Annotated in this window: 17 protein-coding genes; 7 read left to right on the plus strand and 10 right to left on the minus strand. The window is 41.2% G+C overall.

Features of this window, described 5'->3' with window-relative positions:
* The first annotated feature begins 38 nt into the window (after window positions 1–38).
* Both rpsR and rplI read left to right on the plus strand, forming a co-directional pair.
* Window positions 39–311 (plus strand): 30S ribosomal protein S18, encoded by a 273-nt coding sequence (rpsR, locus tag QX565_RS19730; protein ID WP_004307964.1) that lies wholly within the window; start codon window positions 39–41, stop codon window positions 309–311.
* A 14-nt stretch (window positions 312–325) separates the two neighbouring features.
* Window positions 326–769, plus strand: coding sequence for a 50S ribosomal protein L9 (rplI, locus tag QX565_RS19735; RefSeq protein WP_221649515.1), 444 nt, complete (start codon window positions 326–328; stop codon window positions 767–769).
* Between the two features lie 474 nt (window positions 770–1,243).
* Here the strand turns inward: rplI and QX565_RS19740 are convergent, their stop codons facing one another.
* Window positions 1,244–1,459 carry a hypothetical protein gene (locus tag QX565_RS19740; RefSeq protein ID WP_002562533.1) on the minus strand — a complete coding sequence of 72 codons (216 nt, stop codon included), beginning with the start codon at window positions 1,457–1,459 and terminating at the stop codon, window positions 1,244–1,246.
* A 158-nt stretch (window positions 1,460–1,617) separates the two neighbouring features.
* Window positions 1,618–3,291: a long-chain fatty acid--CoA ligase gene (locus QX565_RS19745; protein WP_221649516.1), complete on the minus strand. Its 1,674-nt coding sequence runs from the start codon at window positions 3,289–3,291 to the stop codon at window positions 1,618–1,620.
* A gap of 174 nt (window positions 3,292–3,465) precedes the next feature.
* Between QX565_RS19745 and mtaB the strand changes: the two genes are divergently transcribed.
* Genes mtaB through QX565_RS19760 form a run of 3 tightly spaced genes read left to right on the plus strand, consistent with a single transcriptional unit; the run spans window position 3,466 to window position 6,346 of the window.
* Window positions 3,466–4,782, plus strand: a complete 1,317-nt coding sequence (gene mtaB / locus QX565_RS19750) for a tRNA (N(6)-L-threonylcarbamoyladenosine(37)-C(2))-methylthiotransferase MtaB (protein WP_289294064.1) — start codon at window positions 3,466–3,468, stop codon at window positions 4,780–4,782.
* A gap of 5 nt (window positions 4,783–4,787) precedes the next feature.
* Window positions 4,788–5,819, plus strand: coding sequence for a glycosyltransferase family 2 protein (locus QX565_RS19755; RefSeq protein ID WP_289294066.1), 1,032 nt, complete (start codon window positions 4,788–4,790; stop codon window positions 5,817–5,819).
* Between the two features lie 5 nt (window positions 5,820–5,824).
* Window positions 5,825–6,346 carry a methylglyoxal synthase gene (locus tag QX565_RS19760; RefSeq protein WP_289294068.1) on the plus strand — a complete coding sequence of 174 codons (522 nt, stop codon included), beginning with the start codon at window positions 5,825–5,827 and terminating at the stop codon, window positions 6,344–6,346.
* Between the two features lie 80 nt (window positions 6,347–6,426).
* On the opposite strand, the gene QX565_RS19765 is transcribed toward QX565_RS19760, so the two are convergent.
* The 5 genes from QX565_RS19765 to QX565_RS19785 form a co-directional block, all read right to left on the minus strand.
* Window positions 6,427–6,570 (minus strand): hypothetical protein, encoded by a 144-nt coding sequence (locus tag QX565_RS19765; protein ID WP_289294070.1) that lies wholly within the window; start codon window positions 6,568–6,570, stop codon window positions 6,427–6,429.
* A gap of 3 nt (window positions 6,571–6,573) precedes the next feature.
* Window positions 6,574–6,945: a dihydroneopterin aldolase gene (folB, locus tag QX565_RS19770; protein ID WP_289294071.1), complete on the minus strand. Its 372-nt coding sequence runs from the start codon at window positions 6,943–6,945 to the stop codon at window positions 6,574–6,576.
* 63 nt (window positions 6,946–7,008) lie between these two features.
* Window positions 7,009–8,019 carry an acyltransferase family protein gene (locus QX565_RS19775; protein WP_289294073.1) on the minus strand — a complete coding sequence of 337 codons (1,011 nt, stop codon included), beginning with the start codon at window positions 8,017–8,019 and terminating at the stop codon, window positions 7,009–7,011.
* 122 nt (window positions 8,020–8,141) lie between these two features.
* Window positions 8,142–10,844, minus strand: coding sequence for a 4-alpha-glucanotransferase (locus tag QX565_RS19780; protein WP_289294075.1), 2,703 nt, complete (start codon window positions 10,842–10,844; stop codon window positions 8,142–8,144).
* A gap of 652 nt (window positions 10,845–11,496) precedes the next feature.
* Window positions 11,497–14,034, minus strand: coding sequence for an adenosylcobalamin-dependent ribonucleoside-diphosphate reductase (locus QX565_RS19785; RefSeq protein WP_289294076.1), 2,538 nt, complete (start codon window positions 14,032–14,034; stop codon window positions 11,497–11,499).
* A 285-nt stretch (window positions 14,035–14,319) separates the two neighbouring features.
* On the opposite strand from QX565_RS19785, the gene QX565_RS19790 reads away from it, so the two are divergent.
* On the plus strand, window positions 14,320–15,060 hold the full coding sequence (locus QX565_RS19790) for an NADPH-dependent oxidoreductase (RefSeq protein WP_221649523.1): 741 nt from the start codon (window positions 14,320–14,322) through the stop codon (window positions 15,058–15,060).
* 54 nt (window positions 15,061–15,114) lie between these two features.
* On the opposite strand, the gene dnaA is transcribed toward QX565_RS19790, so the two are convergent.
* The 3 genes from dnaA to QX565_RS19805 form a co-directional block, all read right to left on the minus strand.
* The gene (gene dnaA / locus QX565_RS19795) at window positions 15,115–16,536 is read right to left on the minus strand and encodes a chromosomal replication initiator protein DnaA (RefSeq protein ID WP_221649524.1); all 1,422 of its coding nucleotides are present in this window, start codon (window positions 16,534–16,536) and stop codon (window positions 15,115–15,117) included.
* 348 nt (window positions 16,537–16,884) lie between these two features.
* Window positions 16,885–17,778 (minus strand): MlaD family protein, encoded by an 894-nt coding sequence (locus QX565_RS19800; protein ID WP_221649525.1) that lies wholly within the window; start codon window positions 17,776–17,778, stop codon window positions 16,885–16,887.
* A gap of 10 nt (window positions 17,779–17,788) precedes the next feature.
* A complete protein-coding gene (locus tag QX565_RS19805) occupies window positions 17,789–19,024 on the minus strand; it encodes an N-acetylmuramoyl-L-alanine amidase family protein (protein WP_289294078.1) in 1,236 nt (411 codons plus the stop codon).
* A gap of 147 nt (window positions 19,025–19,171) precedes the next feature.
* Between QX565_RS19805 and QX565_RS19810 the strand changes: the two genes are divergently transcribed.
* On the plus strand, window positions 19,172–20,056 hold the full coding sequence (locus QX565_RS19810) for a transporter (protein WP_289294080.1): 885 nt from the start codon (window positions 19,172–19,174) through the stop codon (window positions 20,054–20,056).
* Window positions 20,057–20,060: the final 4 nt, after the last annotated feature.

Below are 20,060 nucleotides of genomic sequence, written 5' to 3' on the forward strand. Positions count from 1 at the left end.
AGAAGAAGTGTTAAATCAAACAAAAAGGAGGATTAATCATGGCACAACAAGTTCAATCAGAAATCAGATATTTAACTCCGCCGTCAGTAGACGTTAAGAAGAAAAAGTACTGCCGTTTCAAAAAGAGTGGTATTAAGTATATCGACTACAAAGATCCTGAATTCTTGAAGAAATTCTTGAATGAACAAGGAAAAATCCTTCCGCGTCGTATTACAGGTACTTCTTTGAAGTTCCAACGTCGTATCGCGCAGGCTGTGAAGAGAGCTCGTCACTTGGCATTGCTGCCTTATGTAACTGACATGATGAAATAAGAAGGAGGAAAAGTATGGAAATTATATTGAAAGAAGACGTAGTAAACTTGGGTTATAAGAATGACATCGTAACTGTTAAGTCTGGTTATGGTCGTAACTATTTGATCCCGACTGGAAAAGCTATCATCGCTTCTCCTTCTGCAAAGAAAATGTTGGCTGAAGACTTGAAACAGCGTGCTCATAAACTTGAGAAAATCAAGAAAGATGCTGAAGCAATTGCTGCTAAATTGGAGGGTGTTTCTTTGACTATTGCAACTAAAGTTAGCTCTACGGGAACTATTTTCGGTTCTGTAAGTAACATTCAGATTGCTGAAGCACTGGCAAAGTTAGGCCACGAAATCGACAGAAAGATAATCGTAGTAAAAGATGCAGTAAAAGAAGTTGGTTCTTATAAGGCTATCGTAAAACTGCATAAGGAAGTTTCTGTAGAAATTCCTTTTGAAGTGGTTGCTGAATAAGATTTGGAACTTACTAAATATAAAGAAGCCTGATCTCGAAAGAGATTGGGCTTTTTTTATGTACCAAGGTCAGGGGGAGGGGAGCTTGCTTAAAAGATAACTATCTCTTTTGAAGATTTGTAGGATGAGGTGGAAGAAAAGTCTTGTTTAACTGTAATTGGTTGATATTCAATTTGGAAATAATCTAATGTATCCGATATAAAGAATAGTATTTAATAGAGTGTTAAATAGGTACTTTTATGTTCCAGATAAACGTATTCTTGAGTATGTAAAGTACGTACTTTTATAATAAAGAATTTCTGTATTTCAGATATCTGTTAATAGTGTTAATTGGAAATATTCAATATGGGGTATATATCGAGTACCTGCTAAGTGTATTTTTTTTTATGTTGGGCGGAAAGGGGGAGGTTAAGGCACAAAAAAAAGTCTGTTCGTGTTTTACACGCCAGACTTTCAATTCTCTCAGAGCTAAAATTATTCAGCTACTACAGTTTCTGTTACTGTTACGCTATCAACAGTTACTGTATCCATTGCCGCTGCTGCTTCAGCTGCTGCTGCTTCTACTGCTGCGATTGAGTCAGCGATACGGATAGAATCTGCTTCTGCTTTTGCTGCTTCAGCTGCTTTGTTTCCACAAGATGCGAATGATACTGCTGCGATAGCTGCGAATACTAAAACTAATTTTTTCATTTTCTTTGCTTTTAAAATCTGTAATACAATCAATTGCTTATTAAAACGCTGCAAAGATATGTACTTTTAGAATACGTTGTTCTCGAAAAGCCAACTTTTTTTATATTTTTTTTTGAAGTACACTTTCTATTTGTCTCACAACATGTTTTAAAACATACCTAATTCACTGCTATACTATTATATAGATAGCGTTTAATACTTCTCTTAGGTGTTTTTTCAAATTCTGTTGGGTAGAGTTGTATTTGACTTATCTTCTCATAGTTGGCTACAGTTGCATTCAGATTCTTCAGATTTTCATCCATGATGGTCTTTAAATTGTCCGGTTGATTGAGGCCTAATGAATCTAAAGACTCGTAATCTGCATATACAAGGGCTACCAACTTCTTATTTCTTTCAATAACAAGACTTTCGAGAATGAAAGGCAGGTTATTTAGTTTGGCTTCGATTTCTTCCGGGAATATATTTTGTCCGCTCGAACTTAAAATCATTGTTTTCAATCGTCCGCGAATGAAGATATTGCCATTGGCATCCATGGTTCCCAAGTCACCTGTACGCAGCCAACCGTCTTCGGTGAATACTTCCTTGGTAGCATCCGGATTTTTGTAATAACCGGTCATAACATTCTCACCCCGTACCTGGATTTCTCCTGTTTCGGCTTCGGGATTTTCTTTGTAAATGCGTGCTTCCATAATGTCAAGTATCTTACCGGAAGAGGTAGGGATAAATTCATTCCATGGGGCATAACTGATGAGCGGACCGCATTCTGTCATTCCGTAACCAATAGTAAATGGGAATTTGATCTTGTGAAAGAATTCTTCTACTTCCGGGTTCATAGCGGCTCCGCCAATGATAATTTCTTTGAAACGTCCTCCTAATGCATCGATCAGCTTTTTACGAATCTGACCATAAATCTGGCTATCAAGTAAGGGTATACTTAATGCCCATTTCATACCTTTTTTATTGATAAGAGGCTGGATTGTATTTTTGTATATCTTTTCGATAACGAGCGGAACAGTAATAATCAGATTGGGTTTTACTTCCTCGAAAGCTTTCATTATGATCTTCGGAGAAGGGGTTTTGCCGAGCAGGGTGACGTGCGTACCTACAGCCGTGGCCGTTAGAAAATCGAACGCACAACCATAAGCATGTGCTAACGGAAGGAAGGAGAGTACTTTATCTCCTTTTTTTAGTAATTCGGTGCGGATTCCGAAGGTGACATTTCCTGCAAGATTGTTTCCTGTCAGCATGACGCCTTTACTGAAGCCTGTGGTACCGGAGGTATAGTTCAGCAACATGACTTTATCGTTGGAAAGCGTGGTATATTGCACATCTTCCCGGTGGAATCCTTTGGGGTATGCACGGTGCATTTCATTGTCCAGATGCTTGATGAATTTCTGTATCGTTTCGCCGTCGCGCTGATACAGGCAGCGGAAATCAGTAAGCGAAAATACACCGCGGAGTCCGGTCAGTTTTTCTTCTTCGAGATTGTCCCAAATGGTATCGCTGGTAAAGAGAAAAACAGATTCCGAATGATTCACAATATGGTGTACATCGTTCGGATTGAAGTCCTGAAGAATCGGCACGATGATTGCGCCATAGGTGATTGTTGCCATATAAGCGATGCACCATCGGGCATTATTTTTTCCGATAACGGCTATTTTATCACCACGTCGGAGGCTACAATGTCTGAATAATAGATGGAGGCGGGCTATCTCTTCAGCCACTTGCCCGTATGTGTAACCAGAGTCCTCGTCATAGTCGGTATAACAAGGCAGGTCCCAGTTTTCTTGAAAGCTATTTTCGTATAGCTTAATAAAATTCTCTTTTATCATTGCACGTTTTTTAGTGAATTGTGCAAAAATAGGAATAATAATTTAATTAGGAATTAAAAAATAGTAATTAAAGTCTGTGGAGAGGTTAAATCCTTTAGTTGTTAATTCCTAATTTTTAATACTTAATTCTCATAGATTGTGTAACTTTGCATCCAATATGCGTTTGTTAAAATTATGATAGATACCACTGTATTTCAGGATAAGACAGCTGTTTACTATACTTTAGGCTGCAAATTGAATTTCTCAGAGACCTCGACTATTGGTAAAATCCTGCGTGAAGCAGGTGTGCGTACGGCACGTAAAGGTGAGCGTGCGGATATTTGTGTGGTTAATACATGTTCGGTGACGGAGATGGCAGATAAGAAATGTCGGCAGGCTATTCATCGGTTGGTGAAACAGCATCCGGGAGCTTTTGTTGTGGTGACGGGATGTTATGCGCAGCTTAAGCCGGGCGATGTGGCGAAGATTGAGGGAGTTGATGTTGTGCTGGGCGCTGAGCAAAAGAAGGATCTGCTTCAGTATTTGGGCGATTTGCAAAAGCATGAAGCCGGAGAAGCGTATACAACGGCTACAAAAGATATTCGTTCGTTTGCACCTTCATGTTCACGCGGGGATCGTACCCGTTTTTTCCTGAAGGTACAGGATGGCTGTGATTATTTCTGCTCTTATTGTACGATTCCCTTTGCCCGCGGGCGGAGCCGGAACGGAACGATTGCTTCTATGGTAGAGCAAGCTCGTCAGGCAGCTGCCGAAGGTGGAAAAGAGATTGTACTTACAGGTGTGAATATTGGTGATTTTGGTAAAACTACCGGAGAGACTTTCTTTGATCTGGTGAAAGCGCTGGATGAAGTGGAAGGCATTGAGCGTTATCGGATTTCTTCCATAGAACCCAATTTGCTGACGGATGAAATTATTGAATTCGTATCCCATTCCCGCAGATTCATGCCACATTTCCATATACCCTTGCAATCCGGATCGGATGATGTACTGAAGTTAATGCGTCGTCGTTATGACACGGCTTTGTTTGCTTCCAAAATAAAGAAGATCAAGGAAGTGATGCCCGATGCCTTTATTGGAGTAGATGTAATTGTGGGTACACGTGGCGAAACGGAGGAATATTTTGAAGATGCCTACCGCTTTATTGCCGGATTGGACGTGACCCAGCTGCATGTATTCAGTTATTCGGAACGTCCCGGTACTCAGGCTTTGAAGATAGATTATGTGGTAGCTCCCGAAGAAAAGCATAAGCGTAGCCAGAGGTTACTGGCTCTTTCGGACGAAAAAACGCAGGCTTTTTATGTCCGTCACATCGGGCAGACAATGCCTGTACTTATGGAAAAGACCAAGGCGGGCATGCCGATGCATGGTTTTACAGCCAATTATATCCGGGTAGAAGTGGAAAATGACCCTTCGTTGGATAACAAAATGGTCAATGTATTGCTGGGAGAGCTTAATGAAGATGGTACAGCATTGAAAGGCACTATTCTATAAAGACGATGAAAAAGATATCTGTTGTTATATTAAACTGGAACGGTTGTGAAATGCTTCGCTCTTTTCTTCCGTCGGTACTTTGCCATTCCGATAGTGATGATATAGAGGTTTGTGTGGCCGATAATGGTTCTACGGATTCTTCTGTTGCCATGCTTCGGGATGATTTCCCAATGGCTCGTTTGATCTTGTTGGAAGAGAACCACGGCTTTGCAGAAGGATACAATCTTGCTTTGCAAAAGGTGGATGCAGAATATGTGGTTCTGCTTAATTCGGATGTAGAAGTAACGGAGAATTGGCTCGAACCACTTGTCAGCTATATGGATGCCCATCCTGAAGTAGCTGCCTGCCAGCCCAAAATACGTAGTTGGCGACAGAAGCAGATGTTTGAATATGCTGGTGCGGCTGGTGGATACATAGACCGTTACGGCTATCCTTTTTGCCGGGGGCGTGTGATGAATGAAGTGGAAGAGGACCGGGGACAGTATGATACGATTGCTCCGGTATTTTGGGCTACGGGAGCAGCTTTGTTTATCCGCCGGACGGATTATATGGATGCGGGTGGACTCGATGCCCGCTTTTTTGCCCATATGGAGGAGATAGATCTTTGCTGGCGGCTTCGCTCACGCGGGAAGAGTATTGTTTGTATCCCTCAAAGTGTTGTCTATCATGTGGGGGCGGCAACTTTGAAAAAAGAGAGTCCGCGGAAGACTTATCTCAATTTTCGTAATAATCTTGTCATGCTTTATAAAAATCTTCCTCCACAGGAGCTGAATAAGGTGATGCGCGTACGGGCTTTTCTCGACTATGTAGCCGCCCTTCAATACTTATTGAAAGGGCAGTTGGGTAATGTTAAAGCTGTGTTTTATGCACGGAGTGAATATAAGCGGCTTCGTTCTTATTTCCTGAAGGCCCGTGAAGAAAATCTGAGAAAAACTTATGTCGATTCTATTCCCGAACGAATAAAAAGCAGTATCTTGTGGCAGTTTTATGTGAAGGGACGGAAACGTTTCTCCCAATTGTCTGACTTTAAAGGATAACGCAAATGGAAAAGAAGTTAGTAAGAAAAATAGGTCTGGTGGCACATGATGCCATGAAAAGAGATCTGATTGAATGGGTGCTTTGGAATTCAGAACTGTTGATGGGACATAAGTTCTATTGTACGGGTACAACCGGCACACTGATTCTTGAAGCATTGAAAGAGAAGCATCCTGATGTTGAATGGGACATTACGATTCTGAAATCCGGTCCGTTGGGAGGTGATCAGCAGATGGGTTCGCGTATTGTGGACGGAGAGATCGATTATCTGTTCTTCTTTACTGATCCGATGACGCTGCAACCACACGACACGGATGTGAAAGCATTGACCCGTTTGGCTGGTGTGGAGAACATTGTATTCTGTTGCAACCGCTCTACAGCTGACCATATCATATCAAGTCCTTTGTTTGTGGATCCCGATTATGAACGGACTCATCCCGATTATTCCGGCTATACCAAGCGGTTTGAAAATAAACCGGTAGTGACCGAAGCGGTAGCATCGGTAAACAAACGGAAGAAAAAGAAGTAGTGCTTCCCGCACGGGGAGGTTCGGCAGGCGATGGGGGGACTCAAAAATGAGTTCCCTTCTGCGTTATCCCCATGCTGAATTCAATCGATTCTTGACTGATATTCCCGGCTCCGGGGAACAGCTTCCTCCCCGGAGCCGAGGATGTCCTTCCCCGGAGCCGAGGACATTCCTCCCCAGAGCCGGGGAAAAGTACTCAATAATGGGGTGAAATTCTTCCCCCTCATCGCTCATTTTCTGGTGCAAAACATCTCCACACCTGCCGCATCAATATCTGCTCCCATGGGTGGATTCCGTTTGGACAACTTTATTTCTACTTCTTCAATGGCAGGAAAATCCCGGAATAATCTTTCTGCAATACGTCCGCATACATGTTCCAGCAGCTTGGAGGGGATTCCCATTTCTTCTTTCAGTAGGGTATATACGTCGGCATAACTTACAGTATCCTCTACTGCATCTGTCGTAATGGCGTGTGCGAAATCTACTTTTAATCTCAGGTTGATATAAAACTCATTCCCCACAATCGTTTCTTGTGTAGTTACTCCGTGATGGGCAAAGAAGAGTATATTCTCTAAATGTATATAACTGGCGTTTATATTCATGACTGTATTTAGGCTTGAAAAAATGAATACTTTCACAAAGATACAACAAACCGGATAGAACTCTTACCTGATTCTTATCAAATCTTTCTGTGCCACCACCTGGGGCATTACTTTCAGGAAGAAGGGCGTTACGGCAATACAGATGCCCAATGTTATGAATAGTAGCGTGAAGGCTAATGCCCATTCGTTATGAATATACCGTGATACGAGTTGACCGGAAAAATGAAGTATCGGTGCATGAATACCAAGCGTGATTACCGAATAACGTCCTAAGTAAGAGACTACAGGTATGTGTTTCACCCTCTTGCACAGCAACATAATCATAAAGATACCGGCAAAAGCGGCTATATAGAACTGGAAGATATTGCCATGATAACTATTGGTACGCATCCCCGGGGTGAAAGCAACGAAATACATGATGGCAAGTGCGGCAATGATAAACAGAGGGATCAGCTTGTCGAACCGATGCGGAAAGAGAAAGAAATTGTAACGGCGTATCCAGAAACCTGCAACGTAGAATGGCAGAGCTGTCATGGCCACATCTATATACAGTGGCAGCTCAAAACGGTATTTCCCCATAAAGAAACCGATTGCTCCGATGAGCAGAGTGAGAACGAATACCAGTTTCAAGTGTCTGTCTCGTAAGAAATGGAGTAAATAGAATAGAATATTACAATTGAACAGTGCAATAAGAAACCAGATAGGAGGGTTGAACTTGATTAAATCGTGCCCGTGAAACACAACAAGTAATTCACTCCATTGCACCGGCAGATGAAAAACACCGGGGGCTATTTTCCATACGACATACTTTAACAGAAAAGCTCCGACATAAAAAAAGGTGAATGGAATAAGTAGCTTGTTGATTTTACGAAGTAAGAAACCCAGAAAGCCTTCATAAGATTTAAAGAAGATACCGGATATGAAGAAATAAAGCGGCATACGGAAACAAGATACCATAGAGTCTTCATCAAACCTGGTAAATGCTCCGCCAATGTGGGCCATAACTACCAGAATGATGCAAACGCCTTTGGTCAGGTCTACAAAGTCAACGCGTTTGCTTTTGTTATCTTCCATTGTTGTGTTTGTTTCATTTTATGGCCGCAAAGATACAGGATATCTTGATAATAACAACGCCTCTCCCGGATTGATTTGATAGGGAGAGGCGCTTTTTATGAAAATCAGGAGATGACAGGAGCTTATTTTTCCGGCTTTCTTCCTGTCTGTTTAATCAACTCTTTTATTTTCTCGTTCAGGCTTTCTGCTTTCATCAACTGCTCCAGCGTCAGATGCATGCGATAGCGCCAATAGTGCCGTGGGTTGGCAGGTATATTGATACGTTCTTCCTGTACGTTTGGGTTGCGCCATTTTCCATCTATTGCCAGCCAATCCTGCAAAGAGAGGATACAGAGGATGGAATTACTGTACAGGTGGTTGCGGACTACTTCCTCGCACAATTCCGGAGTAGCTACTGCCGGGGCGGCACCATAATGACCAAGCATGGTATTGTAGTAACGCTGTGTCTGTTGATAATCTTCTTCCCACCAGCCACGTAAAGTAGACATGTCGTGCGTTGAGATGGTGCAGACAGAACGGTATGGATACTCATTCAAATGACCGAATTCATAAGTTGGATTCTTTGGCATGCGCTGTATCTCAAGACTGAGAATGCGCAGGTCGTTCATTACCCACGGGACGCAGTCGGGGATCATGCCGAGATCTTCACCGCATACCAACATACGGGTAGATTGTGTCAACTGTGGCAACTTGTTCATTGCTTGCTGCTGCCAGAACTGGTTATGGCGATGATAGTAATACTGATCGTACAAGCGGTTGAAGGCAGCCTTTTCCCAGTCGTTTAGTGAACGGTAGATAAAGTCGTGCTGTACGCTGATACGCGGGTGGTATTTATCTGCTTCCTGGCGGTCGGGCACAAACAATACATCACTGATCAGTGCGTACAGTCCGTCACGAATCCATATACTGCCCTCATCAGTTTTTCCGGCAAAGAAGGCTTCTACTTTACGTTGTGTATCAAACTCATCACGCATACGGTATACCTCCCAGGTATCGGTTGGCTCGATAAATGTCTGTTTCACATAATCGGTGTGTGGCCCGAATAACTGTCCCAGGAAATATTCGTGTATATAAGGTTGCAGGAATTCTTCACGGAAAGGAAGTCCATAACTTTCTATTTCTTCCCGGCTCATTGGCAGGGCGGGTACAAACTGTCCTAACAGTCCGTGAACGGCATGCATCGGTATCTCCCAAATGCGGAAGAAGCCCAGAATATGGTCAATGCGGTAGGCATCGAAGTATTCCGCCATTTTCCGGAAACGTTTCATCCACCAGCTGTAACCATCTTGCTCCATAACATCCCAATTATAGGTTGGGAATCCCCAGTTTTGTCCGTTTACAGAGAAATCATCGGGTGGGGCACCAGCTTGTCCGTTTAGGTTGAAATAATAGGGTTCCGTCCAGGCTTCCACACTGTTACGGCTGATACCGATAGGAATGTCACCTTTCAGTACTACCCCGTTTTCACGGGCATATGTAGTTGCTTCAAGCAATTGCAGGTGTAGGTTGAATTGGATATAGAAATAGATTGAGATAAAGGGATAATCGACAGATCCCGGTTGACACATCTTTTCTATCTCCTCTGCGTTGTATACGTTATGGCGGGGCCATTCGCGGAAGTCAGGCGTTTTGAAAGCATCGCGCAGATAACTGAATACAGCGTATGGCTGCAACCACTCTTTGTTGGCTTCAAAGAATTTCTTGAATGCTTTGGAAGCTAACACCTTTTCACCTTCCTGACGGAAGATGAGACGGAAGTATTCCCACTTTGTCTGATTCACTGCTTCATAGTCTATTGTAGAAAGTACATTTAGCTCTTTCTGCTTTTGATTAAAGGCGGTAGCTACTTTTTTGTCTTTCAGTGTACCCATCTTTTTGAGATCGGCATACATGGGGTGAAAGGCATAGATAGAGATGCTGTTGTACGGATAAGAATCCGTCCAGGTGTGAGTCATCGTCGTATCGTTAATTGGCAGGATCTGTACTATTTTCTGGTTCGTACTTACAGCCCAGTCAACCATACGTTTCAGGTCTCCGAAGTCTCCTACGCCAAAGCTTTTTTCTGATTTTAACGAGAATACGGGCACAGCTACGCCGGCACCTTTCCATGCGGGGATATTAAAATAGACGTACCGGTCGGAGATGACAAGCGTTTCGTTCGCTTTCAATTCCGGGTTAGCCATATAGCGATTTGGATTATTTTCCCATGTTTCGGCACGTTTCTCCTTTTTATTGTAGAGAACGAATTTGTATTCCAATGGGAATTTAAGTTTGCTTGCATCCATCTCGGCCTGCCACTCTGGGAAATTGATATCACTCATTAGCAATGCTTTGTCAGGATTCCAATCACCCAATACTTTCTGATTGCCACAGATAGCCACACAATAGTCTTCGTTGATGCGTGGAGCATATGCTTTTATCACCAGGCTTTTTTTGTAACTTTGAGGTACACCGGCTTTACTGTGATGTGCCAGCAATGATTCAGTGAAAGCTGAACTATAGAAGTACTGCTGTTCCGGAAGATTCTTCCAGCAGTCATTGATGCAGTATCTTTTCTTACTGTCACCTGTTAGATATAAGCGGCGGGGAAAACTATTCCACTCATTGCGGACCACTTTCCCGTCTTGCCAGATGAGATAACTATAGTTCACAAATGCTTCATTGGGGACTTGTATTTCAGTCTCTGCTGTCCAGTGAATTCCATCTACAGTGTGAAGGGGAATGGAGCATTCGGGATTGTCTTCTCCCAATTCGGGGATGGAGCCCGTGACTCTTACTTCTTCTCCCCAGCTGGTACGATATTCAATATTAAATGATACTATCATATATATTAGATTTTGATTATGAACGATTGATTATGCAAGTATAAGACATTCTTTTTATATATTGTGTATCTGAATTCTTAGAAGTAATTTAAAATGTTATGCAAACGTTTGTGTTGGGATGTACTTTTCTTTTGCCTTGATGCAAAAGAAAAGATACCAAAAGAAAAGATCAAGGCTGCATTTTTTCTCCTACTCACTTCCTTCGTTCCGCTAAAGGGGCTCGAACTCGCTTCGCTCAGACAATCGCCCCTTTTTAACGCTCCGCTACGGGCATTCGCTTAACGGAGAAAAAATGAGGCCGCAGCGGTTATGGCAGGACCGGGGGGATTTGGGTTATGTTTTGAGATCCTATTTACATATAGAACTTTAGAACCTATTTATCTTTTATTCTGTAACAGATAGCAAATAAATCGCTCCATAATTTAATCTCATTCATACTATATTAGTGCATTCCTGCCGAATGGTTCCCTCGGCTTCATTTACGTAGCGTTAAACAAAACTCCGGCAAAAAGCGTCAAAGGGGGTGATTGTCTGAGCGAAGCGAGTTCGAGCCCCTTTAGCTTTTTACCGGAGTTTTGTAGCGAAGTAAATGCAGCCTTGATCTTTTCTTTGGTTCTTTCTTTTGCATCAAGGCAAAAGAAAGAATATCAATTTACCCACACCTTGAAGCCCCACACGTCGTACATATCAGGCATCCTTCCTGATAAACCAGTGTTTCGTTTCCGCAGTTCGGGCATTTCTTACCTTTAGCTTCCGTACCATCCTGGATATATTTCTTCAATGCACGTTCCACACCATTTTTCCAGGTATTGATATTTTCACTATCCAGTTGCAGGGAACCTACCAGTTTGATAACCTGTTCAATTGGCATTCTGTAACGAAGCACTCCGGAAATCAGTTTTGCATAGTTCCAGTATTCCTTGTTAAACTTCTCGGACAGACCTTCGATTGTCATCTTGTATCCGCGCTTGTTCTCAAACTGGAAGTCGTAGCGTTTGTTTCCGTTTTCGTCTACATTCTTAATGATACGGCCTGCAACAACACTCTTCGGAATGAAGATTCCTTCGTCATCATCCTGCAAACCGGTGAATATTTCATAAGGATGTCCATCAAGTAAACCTACCAATGCTACCCATTTCTCTTTATTATTCTGGAAACGTACTACGTCGGCTTCCAATACAGATGGGCGGGTTTCAACTACGGTAGGTGGTTTGCAAGGAGGCAAGCCCTCTTTCTTTTCAGGTTTGGCAGAGATCAATACTCCTGAACGTGAACCGTCGCGGTATACTGTACAACCTTTACAGCCCGATTTCCAAGCTTCCACATACAAACGGTTTACGAGATCCTCGTCTACATCGTTTGGCAGATTAATAGTTACACTGATGGAGTGGTCTACCCATTTCTGGATACGTCCTTGCATCTTTACCTTCATTAACCAGTCTACGTCGTTAGAAGTAGCTTTATTATAGGGTGATTTGCTTACCAGTTCGTCAACCTCCTCCTGAGAATAACGTTTAGCAGGGTCGTATCCGTTGGCTTCCATCCAGGTCACAAACTTATGATGGAATACGATATATTCTTCAAAGGCATCTCCCGTTTCGTCTACAAAGTCAACATGGACATTGGTATCGTTCGGATTTACTTTTCTGCGACGTTTGTATACAGGCAGGAACACAGGCTCTATACCCGAAGTTGTTTGCGTCATCAGACTTGTTGTTCCGGTTGGAGCGATAGTAAGACAGGCTATGTTACGGCGTCCGTACTTTTTCATATCTTCATACAGTTCCGGATCTGCTTCGCGCAAACGATTGATGAACGGGTTATTCTTTTCGCGTTCTGTATCGTATATTTCAAAGGCACCGCGTTCTTTGGCCATTTCCACTGACGAGCGATAAGCGCAAAGAGCTACAGTTTTATGAACTTCTTCAGAGAATTCCGTCGCTTCTTCTGTACCGTATCGCAGACCCAACGCGGCAAGCATGTCACCTTCGGCGGTAATACCTACACCGGTACGTCTTCCCTGACCGCTCTTCTTATAGATCTTTTCCCATAGTTCGCGTTCGGTACGTTTTACCTCACTGTTTTCTGGGTCCTCGTCTATTTTCTTCATGATACGCTCGATCTTTTCAAGTTCAAGGTCGATAATATCATCCATGATACGCTGCGCAAGTGCCACATGTTTCTTGAACAGATCGAAATCGAAGTAAGCATCTGGCTTGAACGGATTAACCACGTATGAGTAAAGGTTGATAGCCAGCAAACGGCAAGAGTCGTAAGGGCATAAAGGGATTTCGCCGCAAGGATTAGTCGAAACGGTTTTGTATCCCAGGTCTGCATAACAATCGGGTACAGACTCACGGATAATTGTATCCCAAAACAATACACCCGGCTCTGCTGATTTCCATGCATTGTGCACTATCTTTTTCCATAAGGTAGAAGCATCAATTTCTTTAGTGGTAGTTGGATTGGCCGAATCAATCGGATATTGCTGTATGTAAGGTTTCTCTTCTACTGCGGCCTGCATAAATGCATCGTCCAATTTTACGGAAACATTGGCTCCGGTTACTTTTCCTTCCGTCATCTTGGCGTCAATAAATGCTTCTGAATCCGGATGTTTGATAGATACGCTCAACATTAATGCACCCCGACGTCCGTCCTGTGCCACTTCGCGGGTGGAGTTAGAATAACGTTCCATGAAAGGAACCAATCCAGTGGAAGTCAGTGCCGAGTTTTTTACCGGAGAGCCTTTAGGGCGGATATGTGAAAGATCATGACCTACACCCCCACGTCTTTTCATTAATTGTACTTGCTCTTCGTCAATTTTGATGATAGCACCATAGGAGTCAGCTGCACCATCTACTCCAATTACGAAACAGTTGGATAATGAAGCTACTTGATAGTCATTACCAATACCTGTCATTGGGCTACCCTGGGGAACAATGTATTTAAAGTGGTCGAGCAGGTTGAATAATTCTTCTGCACTAAGGCCATTTGTATACTTGGCTTCGATACGTGCCACTTCATTTGCAATTCTCCAATGCATGTCTTCCGGAGATTTCTCGTAAATATTTCCGAAAGAATCCTTAACTGCGTATTTGTTTACCCAAACTCTGGCAGCAAGTTCGTCTCCTTTGAAATAACGTAAAGATTCTTCAAAGGATTCTTCGTAAGAATAAATTTGTTTTTCCACGTTGGTATGTGTCTTAGATTACTTTAATAAATAAGAAAATGTGTAGAAGCTTACCTATCATTAACAAACGTGCTGCAAAGCTATGAATGTTTTTTGGTATATCAAAATAAAAATGAGATAAATTGCTGGATGGCTGTAAGTTTTCCATTTCTAAATGATAAGCTATTGATAAACAATAAAATGGTTGTTTTGTTTAATGCTTAAAGTTTTCCAAAAAGAAAATTAATCTATTTAGCATGAATGGCAAAATAAAAATTCTTTTTATATCTTTGCAGGAAAAAAGATATGATTGAGACCGTTAAGAATAGAAGAACAATCAGAAAGTACTTACAAAAAGATATTTCATCTGATTTGTTAAATGATTTGCTTGAAGCTTCTTTCCGTGCTTCTACTATGGGAGGAATGCAGTTATATAGCGTTGTTATCACACGTGACAGCGAAATGAAAGAAAAACTTTCTCCTGCACACTTTAATCAACCAATGGTGAAAGGAGCACCGGTAGTACTTACATTTTGCGCAGACTTTCGCCGTTTCACAAAATGGTGCGAGCAACGTAAAGCAATACCGGGGTATAATAACTTGATGTCATTTATGAACGCGGCGATGGATACATTGCTGGTAGCACAAACTTTCTGCACATTGGCAGAAGAAGCAGGATTGGGTATTTGCTATTTGGGTACTACTACTTATAATCCACAAATGATTATTGATATCTTGAAGCTTCCGGAACTTGTTTTCCCGATAACTACAGTGACGGTAGGTTATCCCGATGGTATTCCTGCCCAAGTAGATCGATTGCCTTTAGAGGCTGCTATTCATGAGGAGCATTATCATGATTATACGGAGAAGGATATTGATAAACTGTATGCTTACAAGGAGTCGTTACCTGAAAGTAAACAATTTGTAGAAGAAAACCGGAAGGAAACGTTGGCTCAGGTGTTTACAGATGTCCGTTATACGAAAAAGGATAATGAGTTTATGTCTGAGAATCTGTTGAAGGTGTTGAAACAGCAAGGGTTTATATAAACAATAAAAAAGAGAGGCAATACTTATATTACGATATTGCCTCTCTTTTTTTATTTAATTTCCTTTCTTTTTTAGTAATGATTCTATATTCTCCAGGTCAGAACGGAAGCTTTTGTCTACTTCGCACTGTCCTTTTACGGTTTTACAGGCATGGAGTACAGTTGCATGATCTTTATTACCAATAAACTTGCCAATCTTTGAAGTAGAGAAATCTGTATGTGTTTTGGCCAGATACATTGCTACCTGACGAGCTTGTACCACTTCTCTTTTTCGTGATTTAGTATGAATGGCAGTAGTATCTAGTCCGAAATGTTTGCATACCACATTGATGATATCATCAATACCAATGCTTTTGGCTTCATTACGAACAACACCACGTACAATGTGTTGCGCCAGATCGAGGTCTATTTCTTTATTGAAAATAGTAGAACGTGCCATGATAGCAATAACGATACCTTCAAGGTCGCGTACACTTTCATTTACATTCTCTGCAATATATTCAATAACTTCCGGAGGGAACTGTAATCCATCACGATGAATTTTATTACGCAGAATATTCTTGCGTAATTCTACCGTTGGTTTTTCTAATTCAGCTACCATTCCCCATTTAAAACGGGTAAGAAGGCGCTCCTCCATTCCTTGTAATAATACAGGTGCACGGTCAGAAGTTAGAATCAATTGCTTGCCGTTTTGGTGCAGATGATTAAAAATATGGAAGAAAGTATTCTGCGTTTTGGTAACGCCTGCAAATTCTTGAATATCGTCAATAATCAGTACATCGATTGTCTGGTAGAAGTTGATGAAATCGTTTGTAGTATTATTACGAACAGAGTCGGTATATTGTACCTGAAAAAGATGTGCTGATACATACAATACTCTTTTTCCGGGATACAGTTCTTTTATTCTTGTTCCGATGGCATTGGCCAGGTGAGTTTTTCCTACTCCTGATGCACCATGTAAAAACAAGGGATTGAAGGCAGTACCAGCCGGATTTTGAGCTACGGCCTCAGCAACGCTTCTTGATAGCTTGTTACTGTATCCTTCAATGAAGTTTTCAAAATTATAATTGGGGTTTAAATGTGGGTCCAGGTCTTGCGGTGCAGGAGCATGTAATAGGTTGGGTGCTTTATTGCCACTACCACGAATTACACTTGTTTGTGGCACGGCTATAGAACGGTTGCTGGCTTCAAGATTTACCGTTTTATTCGGTATTGAAGTCCGGTCTACCATTACATTATACATTAACTTGGTTCCTTCGCCTATGACTTTATACAAAGTCTTGCGTAACAAGTCCACGAATTTATCTTCCAGAAATTCATAGAAAAACTGGCTGGGTACTTGTACAATTAACGTTTTGTCCTCATATTTTAATGGTACGATGGGAACAAACCAAGTTTTATATGTCGATTCGGGAACATTGTCTCTAATTATTTCAAGACAGCGGTTCCACAGCCCGACATGATTGGATTCACTCATAACGGCTATAATACATTTATTAATTAAGCAAAACTTCTACGTTTGCAAAATTGGGAATCTTATTTGAGAAAAACAAATCTATTTTTTCTTGTGTTTCTCGCTGAAAGAATAATGTCTTTACTTTCAGATACTTATGATCCTCCGATAAAATAGCCCCATTGTTGGGGCTATTGCTTTTTTATAATATTCTGTCTAATAGAATGTTATGGTGATATCGCAGGAAAAAGATATTTAAATAAGTATTCCTATATTTTATTTCTTTCAGTCTATCTATGCACTTTTCAAAGCTTTTAAGACTTGCAATTGGATGTGATGTTATTTAGATAAAATCTATATAACGCTAATTTCTTACTTATCTTTCTTTCCAAATAAAGAGAAGTGTACATATCGTTTGGGGTGTTCTTTTAAGTCCTCAAGCAGGCTTGCAGCATTAGCAGTTGTTGCATTCAGATTGTTGTAAAGTTGCGGATCGTTTAGTAACAATCCTACTGTGTTGTCTTTGCTGTTAAGCTTTTCTGTAACCATTTTTACGTTGGCTAGTGTTTGTTCAATTTCCTTGAATGTAGTAGCATAATCTATTTCCTTTAGGTTTCCACTGATGGTAATAAAGTTATCTCCGATTGTATTTAGTTTACCTGTCAACTGTGGAATATCGCGTCCCATTAATACCTTTAGTTGTCCACTTGCTACTTCAAGATTAGCAGCAGTCTTTTCTACAGAGTGCAGCGTGGCGGGAATGCTTTGGTTGTTCAGGATGGTATTTAGGGAGATCATAATAGAATCCAATTTCGGTAACATTTGTTCTATCTGTGGCATGAGTGCAGCTACACTTTCCATCATTCCATTATTCAATTTACCTGGGATTGTGTCTCCTATTGCATATTTTTCCCGGGGATTGTTTGCCAGAAGGATATTCATTCTTACACCACCCATCAATTCGGATACCAATTCGGCAGAACTTCCTTTAGGGATGCGGAGCTCTGTATCCAATTCTACTTCTACTATTACATTTTCAGCTTGATTGTAGTCATAATAAATGTCACGTACAATACCGACGCGTACTCCGTCAGCGAAAACGGGGCTTGATTTAGCCAATCCGTTTACATTCTGGAATTTTACATAGAAATAACTTGAAGGTTTGAACATATTGATTCCCTTCAGATAGTTGATACCATAAACGAGTATACACAGGGCAATGATTCCCGCTATTCCTATTCTGACTTCTTTTGTAATGTATTTCATTTCTGTTCTCTTATTTATTTCGTTTCTTTTTAAACTCTGCAATTGCTGCGTTAATATTCATTTTTTCTCCATCCCGGAAAGCTATAATAAAAGCATCCTTAAATTTATCTGTAATAGCACGTTTACTTCTTAATACTTTATTATAATCGGTTGAGGCTCCATAAGTGTACTTATACAATCCTTTTTCTTTATAATAATCTACGTCTTTCAATCCCTTTAAACGTTTATCGTTTTTGGTCAGTGGACTTGACGAAGTTAGTATCTGTATTTTAAACGTTATTTCTCCACTATTTGTTGCACTTTCTACTGTGATAGGACGTTGCTGTGGTTTAGCTTGTGCTACCAACTCCGTTTGGACTGGTGCACTGTCTGTTTTTTCTTCTTTGGGCTGTGTGGCTGCCAGTTCGTTCTCCGACATCTCTTCATCATCAGGAATGATGGTACGGCTGACGCCTGTCAGTCGAATCTCATGTTCTTTCTTATAAGTAAGAAAAGCACGATAGACTCCTTTAGCCAATGTACCGGTTCCTTCTTCGGAGTTGAGATAACGTTCTTCTTCAGGAGTTGAAATAAATCCCAGTTCTACCAGGATACTTGGCATTGCGCTTGCTTTTAGTACAAGAAATCCGGCTTGGTGCACTCCACGATCTACTCGCTTGCAGGTATGGCGGAATTGTTTTTGTACCAGGGACGCCAAATGCACACTTTGCTCCATATATTTATCCTGCATAAATTCAAAGATGATATACGACTCGGCCGAGTTGGGATTAAAGCCGGCATAACGGGTTTTATAATCACTTTCGTAAAGGATTACTGAATTCTCACGTTGTGCAACAGCGAGGTTAGCGTCCGATTTGGCAAGACCGAGCGTCCAGGTGGATGCACCTTTGGCAGTGCGGTTATTGGCTAATGCGTTGGTATGTATGGAAATAAACAGATCGGCTTTGGCATTATTGGCTATTTCTGCACGACGATTCAGTGGGATAAATACATCTTTAGTGCGGGTAAAGATTACTTTCACATCATCACAGTTTTTTTTGATCATGTTTCCCAGCTTTAATGCAACGTTCAAGTTGATATTCTTTTCTTTAGAAATCTTACCTACGGCTCCAGGATCATGCCCACCGTGCCCGGGGTCAATCACGACAACAAAGTCTTTTGCCCATGAATTACTGATACAAAGCGGGGAGCTAAGTAGCCAAAAGCAAATGAATGTATATAATATGTAGTATCTATGACGTCTCATTTTATATGGAATGACGATGCAAATGTAGCAGAATTTTGCTGAAAACTTGCTATTCACTATTAAGTTTTGTATTTTTTTCCATATTTCATGGGTTTATTTCCATGATTCGTTGTTACTTTGTGTTTTAAAATTATAAATGATATAGCGATGCTTAAGTTCCTGAAGAATTGGACATTGCCCATTGCCATGTTGGTGGGGGCCGTTGGTTATCCATTATTTATCACTCTTTCTTTCTTGACTCCGGTACTTATTTTTACCATGTTGCTACTCACTTTTTGTAAGGTGTCTCCTCGTGATTTAAAGCCGAAGCCTCTGCATTTATGGTTACTTTTGATTCAGATATTTGGAGCTATTGCTGTTTATTTACTTCTTTTCCGTTTTAATAAGATTGTAGCAGAAGGAGCAATGGTTTGTATTATTTGCCCTACAGCTACTGCTGCTGCTGTAATTACTTCTAAATTAGGGGGGAGTGCTGCCAGCTTGACTACTTATACATTGATCGGTAATATTGGTGCTGCTATTGCTGTTCCGATTTTGTTTCCATTGATTGAGGTACATGCCGATATTAGTTTCTTTGATTCTTTTTTGTTGATATTGAGTAAAGTTTTCCCTTTATTGATTTGTCCTTTTTTAGTTGCATGGTTTTTACAACGTTTTGTACCTCGCGTACACCGTACATTGTTGAATTATCACGAACTGGCATTCTATCTTTGGGCTGTATCTCTAGCTATTGTTACTGCACAGACCCTCTCTTCTTTAATTAACGATCCGGCAGATGGGATAACTGAAATCATGATTGCTCTTGCAGCTTTGGTAGTTTGCTGCCTGCAATTCTTTTTTGGAAAAACACTCGGTAGTTTGTATAATGATCGCATTAGTGGTGGTCAAGCATTAGGGCAAAAGAATACCATTTTAGCTATTTGGATGGCCCATACATATTTGAATCCTCTTTCCTCTGTTGCTCCGGGAAGTTATGTTTTGTGGCAAAATATTATCAATAGTTATCAGTTGTGGAAAAAGAGAAAGAAATAGGGTG

This window comes from Bacteroides sp. 41_26 (genome assembly GCF_949740115.1).
Classification (GTDB): Bacteria; Bacteroidota; Bacteroidia; order Bacteroidales; family Bacteroidaceae; genus Bacteroides; species Bacteroides nordii.